The following is a 14,653-nucleotide window of genomic DNA, read 5'->3' on the forward strand; positions in this document are numbered from 1 at the left end:
TTCACCGGAGCAGGTAGGGCATGTTGACCGTGACGGCTCCGGTGGGACAGCGGGCCGCGCACGGGCCGCAGTACCAGCACTCGTCCACGTGCATGTAGGCCTTGCCGTTGCTCTCGTCGATGGCGAGGGAGTCCAGCGGGCACATGTCCACGCAGAGCGTGCAGCCGTCGATGCACTTCGACTCGTCGATGGTCACGGGCACGTCGGCCCGCTGGGGTGCCAGGGTCATGGCTGTCTCCAGAAAAGTCCCGAGAAATTCTGAGAAATCCCGAGCGGCGGTGAACCGGTGAGGCCGTGCCGAACGATGAAGGGGTGAGAGCACGGAAGAGGACGGGGAAGAGCGGAAGTGAGGGCGGGGATGAGGGTGGTGGCGAGGCCGGGGGGTGTCAGAGGGAGCGGTGCAGCAGGCCGCTCATCGAGATGCGGTCGCCGCGGAAGCGGATGAACTCGAGGTCCACCGGGCGGCCGTCGGCGAGATGGGTGAGGCGTTCGAGCATCAGGACGGCCGCGCCGCGCGGTGCCTCCAGTACGGCGGCGGAGTGGGTGTCCGCGGTCACCGCCTCCAGAGTGATCTCGGCGTGGCCGAGGCGCTGCCCGGTGACGGCCTCCAGGAGGCGGAAGACGTCGGTGTTCTCCAGGTCGGCGCCGAGCAGGGCGGTGCCGATGTCGAGCGGGATGTAGGTGAGGTCCAGGGAGAGCGGGAGGCCGCCCAGACGGCGCAGACGTTCGATGTAGAGCACGTCGGTGCCGCGCGGGACCCGGAGGCGGTCGGCCACCGGGGCGGGTGCGGCGACGGGGCCCATCGTGCGGACCTCGTTGGTGACGTGGCCGTGCTCGTGCAGGGTTTCCGCGAGGCCCATCAGGCGGTCCAGGCCGTGGGGGAACTTCTGTGCCACGACGACCGTGCCGACGCCGGGCAGGCGCTCCACCAACCCCTCCGCCCGGAGGAGATCCAGGGCCTGGCGGACGGTGTTGCGGGAGGCGCGGTAGTCCGTGGCGAGGACCGACTCGTGGGGAAGCGTGCCGTCCGGGAAGCCGTCGGTGAGCAGCTGGCGGCGCAGCAGGTCGGCGAGCTGACGGGCCTGGTCCGCACGCAGCCGACGACGTGCACGGTGGGCGGCGACGGTGGTCGCGCCCTGGCCGGCGTGGTCTCGGATGCGGTCGGTGGGTGGCATGTTTCGAACCATAGCGAGCCAGTAGGAAAAGCAGTGTTGCCGGAGTGTTGCGCCACCTGTGGGAGCGTCAGACAGAGCTCTGACCTGCGGAAACAGGACCGGCCTACACAAGATCTGCCAGGTCAGGACAACGCCGTCAGTCCTGGGGCGAAGGTGATCAGCAGGGGCAGCAGAGGCACGAGCGTGGCCACCGTGGTCGTCAGCGCCCGGTGTCGGCGAAGCAGGCGCGGGGGCGGCTGGAGCAGGCGGTCGACGCGCTCGCCCAGGAGACGGCGGCTGGAGGCGCAGGACAGGACGCCCCGGTGCTGGTTCAGCTCGATCAGGGCCAGCGCCGTGGTCAGGTGACCGCAGCGGCGCGACGCCGTGTCGTCGGCGGCGAGTTCGACCAGGCGATGGGTCTGGTCGCAGAAGTGGGAGAAGAGCGGAATGCGGGGGAAGCCGGTGGCAAGGGCGGTCGACAGGTGGAGCAGCCAGTCATGGTGGGCGCGGGCATGGCCGCGCTCGTGGGTGAGGACGGCGTCCAGCTGGTGGGAGGTGAGGCGGTGCAGGGCGCCGGTCGTCACGATCAGCTGCGGTGGGTTGCCCGGCATCCACCACGCGTCGGGGTACTCGTCCTCCAGCACCAGCAGCGGACCCCGGGCGGACGGCAGGCCGGCGGGCAGGTCGGGGGCGCGTTCACGCAGGTGCGCCCTGGCCTGGCCGCGGTGTCGGCGCGCGTCGACCAGCTCGCGGGCCAGCATCGCGGCGGTCCAGGCGGCGCCGCAGGCCAGCAGCAGAGTGAGGGCCGTGGCCCACAGCGGGGCGGCGGAGAGGTCGTACGCCTGGGAGACCCGGGGTGGTGCGGGAGCGAAGACCCGGGCGCGGACGGTGTGGAACACGGCGGCGGCACCCAGCGTCAGGGCGGTCAGGCAGCACAGCAGGACCGTGGCGACCAGGCACTGCCACACCCACAGCCCGATCACCGGCTCCCGCTCGGGCCATGCGGACCGGGTGAGCACACGCGGAACCGGCACGGCGGCCGACAGAGCGACGACGCTCAGCAGGAGCAGGCAGAGGGCCATGCCATGGGCTCCGGATCCTGGTCGGGACGGGGGCGTGCGCCACGTGCGCGCGGGGTGCGTACCGCGTACCCGCGTGCGTGCGGCCTGCCACGGGCGGCGGGCTCGGCACGAGGACCGTGCCCGCCGCCAGTATGACGGCGGTTACTCCGGGAGTCAGCCCACGACGACACCCCGATTCGGCCCCGGCCGTCCCCCCTACGCCCCGGCGCCGTCAGCGGCCCTGCCCGCGGCACCGTCGGCCGCCCTGCCTGCGGCGCCGTCAGCGGCTCCGCCCCAGGCTCGGGCACCCGCTCCTTCCTCGGCCAGGCCAGCGGTCCTGCCCCAGCCTCGGCCGGTCACTCCGTTCTCGGTTGGGCCGGTCACCCGGTCCACGGTTCGGTCGGCCGCCGCCGGCTCGGTCACCCGTTCTGTCGTCGGCCATGCCAACAGTCGCCTCAGCGCTCGGTTCGTCCGGCGACCACCCGGCCGCTCACCTCTCCCAGTCCCACCCGCAAGCCGTCGGGGCCGGGAGCCCACGCCGACAGGGTGACCACGTCGTCGTCCTCCAGGAACGTGCGCTTTCCATCGGGGAGTTCCAGCGGGTCACGGCCGTTCCAGGTCAGTTCCAGCAGGGAGCCGCGCTCGTGCGGGTTCGGGCCGCTCACCGTGCCCGAGCCGTACAGGTCGCCGGTGCGCAGGGAGGCGCCGTTGACCGTGAGGTGGGCGAGCTGCTGGGCGGCCGTCCAGTACATGGTGGAGAAGGGGGGATCGGAGACCACGTGACCGTTGAGCGCGACGGAGATGCGCAGGTCGTAACCGCCGGGTTCGGTGGCCGAGTCGTCCAGGTAGGGGAGGAGGGGGTGGGTCCGCTCCGGGGGTGTCACCCGCGCGCTCTCCAAAGCCTCCAGCGGGGTGATCCACGCCGACACCGACGTGGCGAACGACTTGGCGAGGAACGGGCCGAGAGGGACGTACTCCCAGGCCTGGAGGTCACGGGCGGACCAGTCGTTGAGCAGGCACAGGCCGAAGACGTGCTCGCGGAAGTCGGCCAGCGCGACCGGGCTGCCCTGCCGCGAGGGCACGCCGACCACGAAGCCGACCTCGGCCTCGATGTCGAGCCGCACGGACGGGCCGAAGACGGGGGCCGGGTCGTCGGGCGTCTTGCGCTGGCCCGACGGGCGGACGACGTCGGTGCCGGACACCACGACCGTGCCGGCCCGGCCGTGGTAGCCGATCGGCAGGTGCTTCCAGTTGGGCAGGAGGACGTCCCCGGCGTCCGGGCGGAAGATCGCTCCCGCGTTCCGGGCGTGGTGCTCGGAAGAGTAGAAGTCGACGTAGTCGGCGACCTGGAAGGGGAGGTGCAGCGTGACGCCGGAAAGGGGATGGAAGAGCGGTTCCACGGTCGGGCGGTGTGCGGGATCGGTCACCCATTCCGTCAGGGCACGGCGTACCTGCGACCAGGTCGGGCGTCCCGCCTCCAGCAGCGGGTCGAGCGTCGGCGCGGCGAGCAGGTCCGCGTGCGGCGAGCCGAGCGCGCGGGCCGCCGCGCCCGCGTCGAGGACGTGGTCGCCGAGCCGGACGCCGACGGTCCGACCCGTGGAGCCCGGGAGGGAGAAGACGCCGTAGGGGAGGTTGTGCGGACCGAAGGGGTCGCCCTCGGGAAGGTCGAAGGGGGGCATCGGGTACTGCCTCTCTTTCGTGCGCTCTTTGGTGCTCGCCATGTCGGGCTCGCCGGACCCCGAGCGGAGATCGCGCGGGTGCGCCGAGCCGCGCCACACGTTACGGCCGACGCCGCGGAAGTGACACGGGGGCGGGACCGGCGAGACCCTCCGGCCGGCAGCTCTCCGCTACCGGTTGCTCACCCGAGGTCGACCACCGGCAGGTCCGTAATCTTGACGGAGCGGTGCGAAAGGGGAGACTCTGGGCGGGTGCTGGAAGGCCTCGGGGAGGGGGTCTTCCCCTGGCACAACTGGGGGGCGGATGGCCATAGGGGAGGCCGGCCTCGGGTCGGCGCGGCGTGGCTCACGGCCGAAGCGGCTGGAAGCGACCATGCGCGACAGACTCGGCCGGGAATGCGTGTACGTACCGTCGTGCAGATTCGGGCTGTACGTGGCATTGCGCCACTGGTGCCCGCCCGGCGGACGCGTGCTGATGTCGCCGGTCAACGACGACGTGATCTTCTTCGTCGTGCTCGCGGCCGGGCTGCGGCCCGTGCAGGCGCCGTTGAACCCGCTGGACGCGTCGATCGACGTCGCCGCCGTGCCCGACGAGATGTGGGACTCGCTGTCCGGCGTTCTCACGACGAATCTGTACGGCAACCCGGACGACACGCCGCGGCTGCGGGAGAAGTGCGACGCGCTGGGCATCCCGTTGTTCGAGGACGGGGCGCACGCCATCGGCAGCGAAGTGGGGGGCAGACCGGTCGGGGCCTGGGGGGACGCCTCCGTTTTCAGCCTCTCCAAGCATGTCGGCGCCAAAGCCGGCGGATTCCTTGCCTGCGCCGACCCGGGACTGCGCGAGGCCCTGGAGAAGACCTGCGAGGACCTGCTGCTTCCGGGACGGCTCACGGCGGAACTCGCGTACGCCGCCCGGCCGTTCGCGGAGGCGACCGTGCGGGGGCTGGGGTTGCGGCGGGCCGCCTGGGCCACGATGCGGCTGCTCGGACTGATGGAGCGGGAGGAGATCCGGATGCCGCTGCGGCCGGCCGAGTTGGCCCGCGCCGTCGAGGCGGCGCCGGACCTCACCGCGCACGACCCCTGGGTCCGCGTCGACATGCACGACTACCGGTTGCGTTCGGGGCCGCTGAGAGCGGGCCGTATCGGGCGCAGGCTCGACCACCTGGACGAGGTGCTCGCGGCCTGCCGGGCGGGCACGGAGCTGCTTCTTGCCACACCCTGGGCCAGGCCCGGCGTGCCTCGCGCCGATCGGGTCCAACCCCTTTTCCGGGTACCCCTGTTCGTCGCCGACCGGGAGACCGCGAGGGCGGCGCTCGCGCGGCGGGGCATCGTCGTCGGGTACCTCTATGACCCGCCCCTGGACGACTACGCGGGTGCCGCCTTCACCGACCTGTCGCCCGATCCCGCCGGGGCCCGCTGGTTCGCACGGCACGCGTTGCCCGTGGATCCGCTGCGGGCCCGGCAGGTCGTCCAGGTGCTTCAGGAGTCCGGCGTTCGGCCGGCCGAGGCGCCGGGAGGGCTGGAGCCGACCGGTGGCTGAGACGCAGGCCGAGATCCAGGTACCCGAGCCCTCGGCGCCGCCCGTCGGCAAGGAGGCGGGCAGGACACCGGCCGACGACACTCGCGGCTCCGAGTCCTTGTTCAAGAACGCCTACTTCCTGATGCTCAGCACGGGCGTCTCCGCCGTGCTGGGCCTGGGCTTCTGGCTGGTGGCCGCGCGCTACTACTCGGAGGAGGCCGTCGGGCAGGGCTCGGCCGCGATCGCCGCGATGCGGCTGCTGGCCAGCATCACGGCGACGACGATGATCGGGGCCGTCGTCCGCTTCGTGCCGCGCGCGGGGCGGGCCACGGGCTCGCTCGTGTGGCGGGCGTACGCGGCCAGTTCGGTGGTGGTCGCCGTCGCCGCCTTCGTGTTCCTGCTCACCCTCGACCTGTGGGGGGCGACGTACGCGCCGCTCGGCACGGCCGCCGCGGGGGCGACCTTCGTCGTCGCGTGTGTGGCGTGGGCCCTGCTCACGCTCCAGGACGGGGTTCTCACCGGCCTGCGCAGGTCGGGGTGGGTGCCCATCGGCAACGCGGTGTTCTCCGTCGGCAAGCTGATCCTGCTGGCCGGGTTCGCGGCCGCGCTGCCGGTGCTCGGCATCTTCGTGTCCTGGGCCGTCGCGATCGCGTTCTCGACGCTGCCGCTGGGCTGGTTGATCTTCCGCCGGCTGATCCCGCGCCAGGCCGCCGCCGACCGCGATCTGGAGCCACCCCAGCTGCGTGAGATGGGCCGCTTCCTGGCCGGGGACTCGCTGGGCGCGCTGTTCAGCCTGGCGATGATCAACCTGCTGCCGGTGATGGTCGCGGTCCGCTTCAGCGCGGCGGAGAACGGCTACTTCTACGTGGCGTACACCGTCGGCGGCACGATGGAGTTCATGGCCATCAACATGGCCTCCTCCCTCACCGCGCACGCCTCGCACGACCCGCGGCAGCTCGCCGAGGGCGTACGAGGGGCCCTGCGCCGTATGACGCTGCTGCTGGTGCCGGTGGTGCTGTTCCTGGTGGTGTTCGCCCCGCAGATCCTGTTGCCGTTCAACGAGGACTACGCCGAGCACGGCACCACCGTGCTGCGGCTGCTGGCCGCCGGGGCGCTGCCCCGGGTCGTGGTCGAGCTGTACATCGGCGTGCTGAGGGTGCAGGGCCGTACCGGAGTGCTCGCCGCGCTCCAGGGCGCCATGTGCGTGCTGGTGCTGGGCAGCGCGGCCGTACTGTTCGCACCGGCCGGGATCGCGGGCGCCGGCTGGGCGGTCCTGCTCAGCATGACCCTGATCGCCGCCGTCTCCGCGGTCGGTCTGCGCTCCGCTCTGCGCCGCAACGTCCGTCGGCCCGTCGGCCGGTCCTCCACCGCGCCGGCCTACGGAACCCATTGGGCACGGCTGAACGCCACCGCCGGGTACGGCACGAACTGGGCGCGCCGGGCGGCCTACGAACGCGAGGGCGTGGACGAGGACACGGTCACCCTGTTCATCGGGCGTCCCGGGTACGAACGCGAGGCGCTGCAGGCGGACACGCTGGCGCTGATAGTGCGGCCGCACGAGTCCGACGCGAACAGGGAGAACGGCCCGTACGACAAGGGAGGTGCGGGGGGCGGCACTGTCGGCGAGGGGGCCGCGGTCGGCGAGGGGCGGCGTGAGGAGTCGGCCCGTGCGGTCGCGCCCGACCGCTCCGCCGCGGCCGGGAGCCCGGAGCGGTGGAACGGTGGCGGGAGCGGGAAGCGGCGGGGCGCGGTAGGGAGCCGGGATCGATGGAACGCGGCACGGAGCCGGGAGCGGTGGGACGCGGGTGGGGGCCGGGATCGGTGGGTCGCGGGCGGTCTGTGGGGTCTACTCGGCGTGGCGACCGTGGCCTTCTGGACGGCGCTGCGCGAGCTTCCGTGGCTCGACGGCCCGTCCGAGGACGTACTGACCGGACGTCAGCAGCTGGCGGCGCTGCCGCTCACGGCGACCGTCGCGGGGGGCCTGCTGCTTGTGGTGTTCGTCGGCGCGGTGACGCTGCGCGCGACACGCGGCGCACTGCTGCCGGGGGCGGCGCTGGGTTCCGTGTTGCTCGCCCTGTACGCCGTACCCCTCGCCTTCGGCTGGGAGCCGTCACCCGTCGGTGGAGCGCTGTACGCGAAAGCGGCCGGTCTCCTGGCGGACGGGCTGGGGCTCGACGGCCCCGGGCCGCTGCTGCGGTGGACACCGCCGGCCGCGCAGCTGCTGTGTCTCATACCGCTGTGGCTGCTGCTCGCGGGCGCGGACCGGTGGCTGACCCGGCCGGGGCGCTGGGGGGTCCTGTACATGGTCGGGCTGGGCGGCTGGGTGTGGCGGCTGGAACTCGCGCCGGCGGCCCTGCCCCTGTTCGTCGTCCTCGTCCTCGCCACCGTGATCCTGTCGCTCTCCCACCGTCGCCGCGCGAAGGCGGCACGGCTTCGGGGCGTGGTCAGCGGGACGGCACGGGCTGGTGGAAGTAGCTGTTCCTCCCCGCCTCCCGGTAGCCCTCGAGACCCGGACCCTCGTTGACGGTCAGATCGCACTCGGGTTTCTCGGAGGTCGGCCGGTTCCAGTGCACCAGTGCCTTCACCTCCGGGAGCTTCTTCACGGCGGCGGGGATCTGGGTGTACCAGTCGCGCTGACGCTGCGGAGCGTCGGCGTCGGGCGCGGTGGCGAACTCCGCGAGCATCACCGGCTTGTCGGCGCTGATGTCCTCGCGCAGCCAGTCGTAGCCGGGGCGTTGGCTGCGCAGGAAGTCCTTCCAGTCCGTGGTGCCGTGACACTGGTAGTAGTTGTACTGGTCCATGGCGATCCAGTCGACGTACTCGTCCCCGGGGTAGAGCGCCTTCATGTCGGCGGCGCTGCCGAGGTAGCCGGAGACGGTCCATACCCACACGACGTTGTCGGCGCCCAGTTCCCGGAACCGGTCGCGGACATGGCGGTACGCGGCGACGAACTCCTTCGGGGTGCCCGCGCCTTCCTTGATGCGGGCGTCGGTCTCCTGGTCGAAGGAGAGGAAGACGCGTTTGCCGTAGGCCTTGATGCGGCGAATCTGCGGATCGAGGATCTTCTTGTCGAGCCTGCCGGAGGCGATGTTCTTCCAGCCGAGCTGGCTCTCCGTCCAGTTCTCGTGGTGCGGCTCGGTCCAGACGGTGGACTCCCAGGCCAGCATGAGCAGCCTGTCCCTGCCGAGTTCCTGTTCGTCGGGGGTGAGCAGTTCGCCGTCGAGCTCGGTGCCCGACATGTCGTGGTAGTTGTAGACGAGGTCCAGCTTGCGGCCGATCCTCTTCTCGAAGCCGTGCACGGCGTCCTTGAGCGAGCCGTCTTCGGCGTACGGCACGGCGGCGCCCCACCAGGCACCGCAGCGCGGGATCAGCGTGTCGGTGGGGGCGCAGGTACCGGTGGGCAGCTCGCCCGAGGCCGCGTTGTCGGGCAGGGCGTCCGCGGCGGAGCCCGGGTCCTCGGCTCGGCCGGCCCAGATGCCGATCCCGGCGAGCAGCGCGGACACCGCCACCAGCACGACGGCCTTGTAGACGCGCCGCGCGCTTCCCGGGTAGCCACCCGGGGCACGCAGCCCTGGGCCGGGCCCTGAGCCGGGCCCTGAGCCGGGCCCCGACTTGGGCCCTGGGCCGTCCTCCGATTCAGGCCGCGAGTCGTCCTCCGGGGCGCCCCCCGAGGTATCCCTCGGGTCGTTCCCTGAGCGCTTGTCCGAGCGACCCACCGTGTCATTTCCCGAGCGGCCCACCGGGTCGTCCCCCGACGTACTTTCCGAACCCGCCCCCGAAGGGTCCTTGAACCCGGCCTTGGATCCGGCCTCGGATCCGGCCTCGGATCCGGCCCCCAGGTCGCCCCCCAAGTCGCCTGCCACGTCGTCCCCCATGTGGTCCTCCATGCTCCTGTCCCCGCGCGGATCGGTCGGCTTGCGTGGGCCGCGTCGCCGATGCCGGCTCGTCATGTGTCACTGCCGCCGGAGGGCCCGCGCCTGACCTTGGCGCGTTCGACCGCGCCGCGCCGCGCGGCGGGCAGTGGCAGCCCCGGCAGGGCCGCGGTGACCGTGGTGAAGCAGGCGAGCGAGACGAGGAAGGCGGTCATCGAGAAGGCTTCCACCAGGAACAACGATGTGGCGGTGAGTACTTCGAGCGAGAGGCTGACGGGCGCGGCGAGTGCGACCGCCTCCAGCCTGGCGCCGGAGGCCAGGCCGCCCGGCTGTGGATAGAGCGCAGCGCAGCCCGGACCGAACAGGACGAACAGCAGTACCGGAATCCAGCGCAGCGGAGAGGGACCGGGTACGGCGGTGGCGGCCAGTGCAAGCCAGCCCGAGGCGGCGACGAGGACTCTCAGGTGAGTGGCGGAGACCCTGATGCCCTTGGCAGCTTCGGAGTCGTCCATGACCTCGCCGTCCACGCCCCCGTGGTTTACGCCCCCGTGGTTTACGCCCGCGTGATTGATGACCCCGTCGTCCATGGCCTCGTCCATCTCGCCGCCCTCGCCCACCTCGTTGTGGAAGACCTCGTTGTCGACGTCCCTGTTGCCGATGCCCGCGGAGTCTGCGGTCGTCAATTCGATCACCTTGTGGTCATTCGTCATGGTCATCGTGGTCGTCGCGGTGGTGATCAGGGAGTGGCGGGGCGGTACTCGAGGACGATCCCGTACGGATGGCTTTCGATGGTCCGGAAGAGGGGTGAGGCGGACAGCTTCGAACGCAGGGTCTCGAAGCCGCCGGGCGGCAGCAGGCCCTCGCCGGCGGCGTAGATGTCCTGGGTGCGGGTGAGGACGACGTACGCCTTCTCGCCCGGTGGGATCCCGTCCGCGAGGTACCTGGCCGGATCCCTCAGCATCTTCGCGTTCTCGGGCAGCGCCTGTTCGGCGAAGAACCAGTGTTCGAGGCGGTCGTAGTGGTGGAGCGCCTGCGGGAAGGAGCCGCTGGTGGCGAGGATCAGCGAGCCGTCGGGGGCGTTGTCGAGGGCCCTGGTGACCAGGGCCGTCTCCTCCGGCGGCGTGTAGAACATCTTCTCCTTGCCGTAGTACGACGGCATGAAGCCGGCCAGCAGCATCAGCAGAACGGCCGGCAGCGCGACCGCCGCGACCCTGCGCCGCAGTGCCTTCGCCCTGCTGCGGTGAGTCCCCACGACGGCCGGCACGAGCGCGGCGGCGGCGAAGAAGGCCGCTCCCGGCAGGGCGAAGAGATAGACGCGGAAGAGCATTTCGCCGCCGTAGTCGTTGACGGCGAACAGCGGTACCGGGGCGACGGACACCAGCAGCAGCGGCAGTGCGCTGCGGGTCAGTCTGCGCCGCAGCACGACGGCGGTCCCGGCGAGGACGGCGATCGCGAGCACCATCACCACGTTGGCAGTGCCGGCGAGTTCGGGCCCGGGCCCGGTGAGCTGTCCCGCGTATCCCGCGCGGGAGTTCTCCGTCAGCTCGCCGATCGACTTCCTGATGGTGGAGAGCGTCTCGACGAACAGCGGACGCCCCATGGTCAGGTCCCAGGTGAGCATCAGCAGCGCGGCGACGACCAGCAGCCCGTAGTTGCGGTAGCGGCGGGTGAGGCTGAGCGCGACCAGACAGATGGTGAGCATCACCGGTGTGAGCTGGTGCGTGGCGTTGATGGCGGCGATCAGCGGGGCGAGGATCACCACGCACACCGCGCGCTGCCTGCGTCCTGTGGGCGGCGGGACCGGGGCGGCCACAGGGTCGAGGAAGGTGCGGTCCCGCAGCCGTCCGGCGGACCCGGGCCGCACGAAGTGCCGCAGCACCACCGCGAGGACCGTCAGATGCAGCAGGTACGCGAGCGCCTGCGGGGCGAAGTAGTCCTGGCCCACCCAGTTGGCGAGCTGGAAGATCCACACGGCGGTCCACACCAGCCGCCAGTCCTCGCAGAACGTGCGGTAGATCAGGACCAGCACCGGCATCATGAGCAGGCCCAGGACGATCGGCGCCCAGTTGGCGTACACGGCGGCGCTCTCGACGCCGAAGGCGCGGACCAGACCGGCGTTGAGGGTGAAGAAGCCCGGCCACTGGTCGTACGCGGACATGTTGCCCGACAGCGCCGCGCCCGGACGCAGTTCGCCGTTGGCGAGCAGCGTGTTGACGACGGCGTCGTGCTTGGAGGCCCACGGATAGCGCACCGCGTCGTACAGCACCGCCGGCGGCGCCTTCAGCGCGAAGAGCAGTGCGGCACAGTGCGCGGCGGGCCACCAGGGTGCGGTGCCCGCGCGCCGCAGGCTGAGGACGAAGCCCGCGGTGAGGACCAGCAGCGAGAGGTAGTAGGTGACCGGCAGTCGGTCCAGCAGGCCGTAGTCGCCCATCTCGCGGAAGCCGATACGGGGCAGCGCGTACACCCACAGCCCGGTGGCGAGCAGCAGCGTCAGCAGGCTCGCGTCCGGTGGACGGCGTGGGATCCGCCAGGATCTGCGGTCATCGCCGCTGGTCGGGCTCGGGCGACCCGGTGCGGTGGAGAGATCAGGGGTGGGCAGCTCACTGCTCTCGGTGCTCGGCACAGGCGTGCTCGGTACAGGCACGTTTTGGTGCACGTCGAGGCCCCCCTCCCTCATGCCAACTATAGGAATTTTCTCTTCTTTTCACACCAAAATCGTCGAACTCGACTGACCGGCCCCGGCTCACGCATTCACTCACTCGCGCACTCACTCGCGCACTCACTCACTCGCGCACGCACTCGCTCGCTCGCCCGGCCTCGACTCGCCCAGCCCCGACTCGCCCGGCCCGATTCACCCGGCCTCGACTCATCCGGCGAACTCGGGTCCGTGCACGACGGCGCGGGCGCGCCGGTACCACCGCCAGCCGACCGTCCTGGGTCCGTCGCGATACGGAGCCACACGGGCGCCGGATCCCGCCAGCCAGCTTCGGACATCGGCGACGGTGTGGCCGCGGCGCACGATCAGCCGGGCGATGCGGTAGTGCTCGTCGCGGTCGGAACTGAGCGCGTGCCGCACCGCGGTGGCCGTCTCGTAGCCCGCGGCCGCCGCCATGCGCCGTACCCGTCCGCTGTTGTAGCCGTGCGGGTAGGCGAGATGACGGACGCGGTGGCCGAGGGCGTCCTCCAACACCGAGCGTGACGACCGCAGTTCCTGCGCGAGTGCGCGGGGCGCGAGCGTGTCCAACTGCGCGTGGGTGACGGTGTGGCTGCCGATCTCCATGCCGTACCGCTCGAGGTCGGCCGCCTGCTCCAGCGTCATCATCGGCGCGGGCGGCAGCAGGCTGCGCCCGCCCCGCGTGATCGCTCCGGTGGTGAGATAGGCGGTGGCGGACAGCCCCCGCCCGGCCAGTGCCTCGGCGGTCGCACCGGGCAGATCGGCGAAGCCGTCGTCGAAGGTGAGCAGCACCGGCCGGGACGGCAGCGGCGCCCGCCCGGCGAGATGGTCGGCGAGCGCGCTGATCGTGACGGGCGTACGGCCGCTGTCGACGACGGCGTCCAGGTGCGCGCAGAACTGCCGTGGGCTGACGGTGAACTCGGCGATCCAGCCGGGCGGATCCTCCATCACGGCGTGGTACAGGAACACCGGAATGCTGCCCACACCACGGCCATCGACATGGGCACCACTGCGGGAACCGTCATGTCCGTCACCATGGGCACCACTGCGGGAACCGTCATGTCCGTCACCACGGGCACCGCCAAGGCCACCACCACGGCCATCCTCACGGCCGTCACCACGGGCGCCTTCACGGTTGCCGCCACCGTTGTCGGCGTCGGGTCTGTGCGCGAACGCCGTCATCGCGCAGCACCTCGCAGCGCGCGCCGGGCCCGCAGATAGCCCACCGGCCCGTAGAGCATGCCGCGCCGCTGCAGCCGGGACAGCCGTCCGGGCCAGGCATGGCTCCGGTCGTCGTGTCCGCCGGGCGCGCCGTCCGCCTCGGCCTCCCGGCTGGCCGTCAGCGTCCGCGCGTGGGCGAGCCCCCGGGGCAGCCGGGCCAGGAAGGCGGGCAGCAGGCTGGGACGGTTGACGAGGATCGCGGTGAGGTAGGCGGTGAGGCCGGCGCCGTAGCAGTACGCCTGGGTCTCCAGGTCCCTCCAGGTCTCCCGGTGGTGGTGCCAGACCAGGGCCTGCGGGGTGTAGTGCAGCCGGTGGCCCTCGGCGAGGACCCGGACGAACCCGTAGAGGTCGTCGCCGCCCCGCGCCGGCGTACCCGCGCCGGTCGCCGGATCGAAGCCGCCGACCGCCCGCAGGACCTCCGTCCGGAAGGCCATGTTGGCGCCGGAGCCGAAACGGCCCGCGGTGAAGGGGAACAGCGGTTCGTCGGCGGGCGGGTCCTTCGGGTCGTAGGTGCGGGCCGCGAAGCCCTTGGCGAAGCCGCCGTGGCTCTCCAGGAGGACCTGGGCGGGGGTGCCCAGCCGGGCCGGCAGGATCAGGCCGGTGGCGCAGCCGAGGCCGGGGTCGGCGGCGAAGGGCGCCGTGAGTTCCGTGAGCCAGCGCGGGTCCGCCACGACGTCGTCGTCGGTGAAGGCGGTCACCTCGCCCCGCGCGGCCTCGACGCCCTTGTTGTGCGCGACGGCGAGACCGGGCACCGGTTCGGTCACGTACCGCACGCGCTCGGCGTACTTGCGTTCCACCAGATCCCGGGTCGCTCGGGTCACGGGCGCGTTGTCGACGACGACGATCTCGAAGTCCGGATGATCCTGGGCGAGCAGCGAGTCGAGGGCGTGGACGAGCTTCTCGGCGCGTTCACGGGTGGCGATGACGACGGTGGTGAACGGTACGGGCGCCGGGCCATGCGCCGGACCGGGCGGACGAGCGAGCCCTGCCGCAGAGTGACCCCTCCTGGCAGGCTCCGCCCCGGAAGCCCCGGAAGCCCCGGAAGCCCCGGAAGCCCCGGAAGCCCCGGAAGCCCCGGAAGCCCCGGTCCCACCGGATCCATCGGACCCACCGGACCCGACCCCGGCGCGCCCGGCCCCGGCCGGCTGGGCCGCACCATGGTTCCGAGTGGCCAGGTCCATGAGGACCGACTTCGGATCGGCGCCCTCCGGGACCTGCCCGAGAAGCGTCCCGATCGGTCGGCCACCGCTCCTGACCAGTACGAACACCTCGCCCGGAGTGACGGGCGGGCTGCCGGGACCGGGTCTCAGCACGCCACTGCCGTCCAGTTCCAGCTCGGCGATCTGCACCGGCCGGATGCCGAGGAACCTCTGTACCTCCTGCTGCACCCCTCTTGCGCGGGACATGAACCCACCCCCCTTGTCTCATGACCGTCCTGAGCATGCCGACCGCGCCGACCGCGCCGACCGCGCCGAC

11 protein-coding genes are annotated in these 14,653 nt (G+C 72.0%); 2 read left to right on the top strand and 9 right to left on the bottom strand.

The window, feature by feature from the left end:
* Position 1: 1 nt before the first annotated feature.
* The 4 genes from ACIPFH_RS37900 to fahA all read right to left on the bottom strand — a co-directional run bounded on the left by ACIPFH_RS37900 (position 2) and on the right by fahA (position 3,894).
* Positions 2–229 carry a ferredoxin family protein gene (locus tag ACIPFH_RS37900; protein WP_020130156.1) on the bottom strand — a complete coding sequence of 76 codons (228 nt, stop codon included), beginning with the start codon at positions 227–229 and terminating at the stop codon, positions 2–4.
* Between the two features lie 157 nt (positions 230–386).
* The gene (locus ACIPFH_RS37905; RefSeq protein WP_401833835.1) at positions 387–1,175 is read right to left on the bottom strand and encodes a GntR family transcriptional regulator; all 789 of its coding nucleotides are present in this window, start codon (positions 1,173–1,175) and stop codon (positions 387–389) included.
* Positions 1,176–1,297: 122 nt separating this feature from the next.
* A complete protein-coding gene (locus ACIPFH_RS37910; protein ID WP_401833838.1) occupies positions 1,298–2,236 on the bottom strand; it encodes a M56 family metallopeptidase in 939 nt (312 codons plus the stop codon).
* 434 nt (positions 2,237–2,670) lie between these two features.
* Positions 2,671–3,894, bottom strand: a complete 1,224-nt coding sequence (fahA, locus tag ACIPFH_RS37915) for a fumarylacetoacetase (protein WP_401834016.1) — start codon at positions 3,892–3,894, stop codon at positions 2,671–2,673.
* Between the two features lie 301 nt (positions 3,895–4,195).
* On the opposite strand from fahA, the gene ACIPFH_RS37920 reads away from it, so the two are divergent.
* The gene (locus ACIPFH_RS37920; RefSeq protein WP_401833840.1) at positions 4,196–5,431 is read left to right on the top strand and encodes a DegT/DnrJ/EryC1/StrS family aminotransferase; all 1,236 of its coding nucleotides are present in this window, start codon (positions 4,196–4,198) and stop codon (positions 5,429–5,431) included.
* Entirely contained in the window at positions 5,424–7,934 is a 2,511-nt protein-coding gene (locus ACIPFH_RS37925) for a lipopolysaccharide biosynthesis protein (RefSeq protein ID WP_401833843.1), read from the top strand. The genes ACIPFH_RS37920 and ACIPFH_RS37925 overlap by 8 nt, the downstream gene beginning before the upstream one ends.
* On the opposite strand, the gene ACIPFH_RS37930 is transcribed toward ACIPFH_RS37925, so the two are convergent.
* From ACIPFH_RS37930 to ACIPFH_RS37950, 5 genes are all read right to left on the bottom strand, one after another.
* On the bottom strand, positions 7,855–8,925 hold the full coding sequence (locus tag ACIPFH_RS37930) for a glycoside hydrolase family 26 protein (protein ID WP_401833845.1): 1,071 nt from the start codon (positions 8,923–8,925) through the stop codon (positions 7,855–7,857). The two genes, ACIPFH_RS37925 and ACIPFH_RS37930, sit on opposite strands and share 80 nt — an antisense overlap.
* 431 nt (positions 8,926–9,356) lie before the next feature.
* On the bottom strand, positions 9,357–9,965 hold the full coding sequence (locus ACIPFH_RS37935) for a hypothetical protein (protein WP_401833848.1): 609 nt from the start codon (positions 9,963–9,965) through the stop codon (positions 9,357–9,359).
* 53 nt (positions 9,966–10,018) lie between these two features.
* Positions 10,019–11,959 (bottom strand): hypothetical protein, encoded by a 1,941-nt coding sequence (locus ACIPFH_RS37940; RefSeq protein WP_401833851.1) that lies wholly within the window; start codon positions 11,957–11,959, stop codon positions 10,019–10,021.
* A gap of 189 nt (positions 11,960–12,148) precedes the next feature.
* Positions 12,149–12,904 (bottom strand): polysaccharide deacetylase family protein, encoded by a 756-nt coding sequence (locus ACIPFH_RS37945; protein WP_401834018.1) that lies wholly within the window; start codon positions 12,902–12,904, stop codon positions 12,149–12,151.
* Positions 12,905–13,134: 230 nt separating this feature from the next.
* Positions 13,135–14,583, bottom strand: coding sequence for a glycosyltransferase (locus ACIPFH_RS37950; protein WP_401833852.1), 1,449 nt, complete (start codon positions 14,581–14,583; stop codon positions 13,135–13,137).
* Positions 14,584–14,653: the final 70 nt, after the last annotated feature.

This window comes from Streptomyces sp. NPDC088157, assembly GCF_044741545.1.
Lineage (GTDB): Bacteria > Actinomycetota > Actinomycetes > Streptomycetales > Streptomycetaceae > Streptomyces.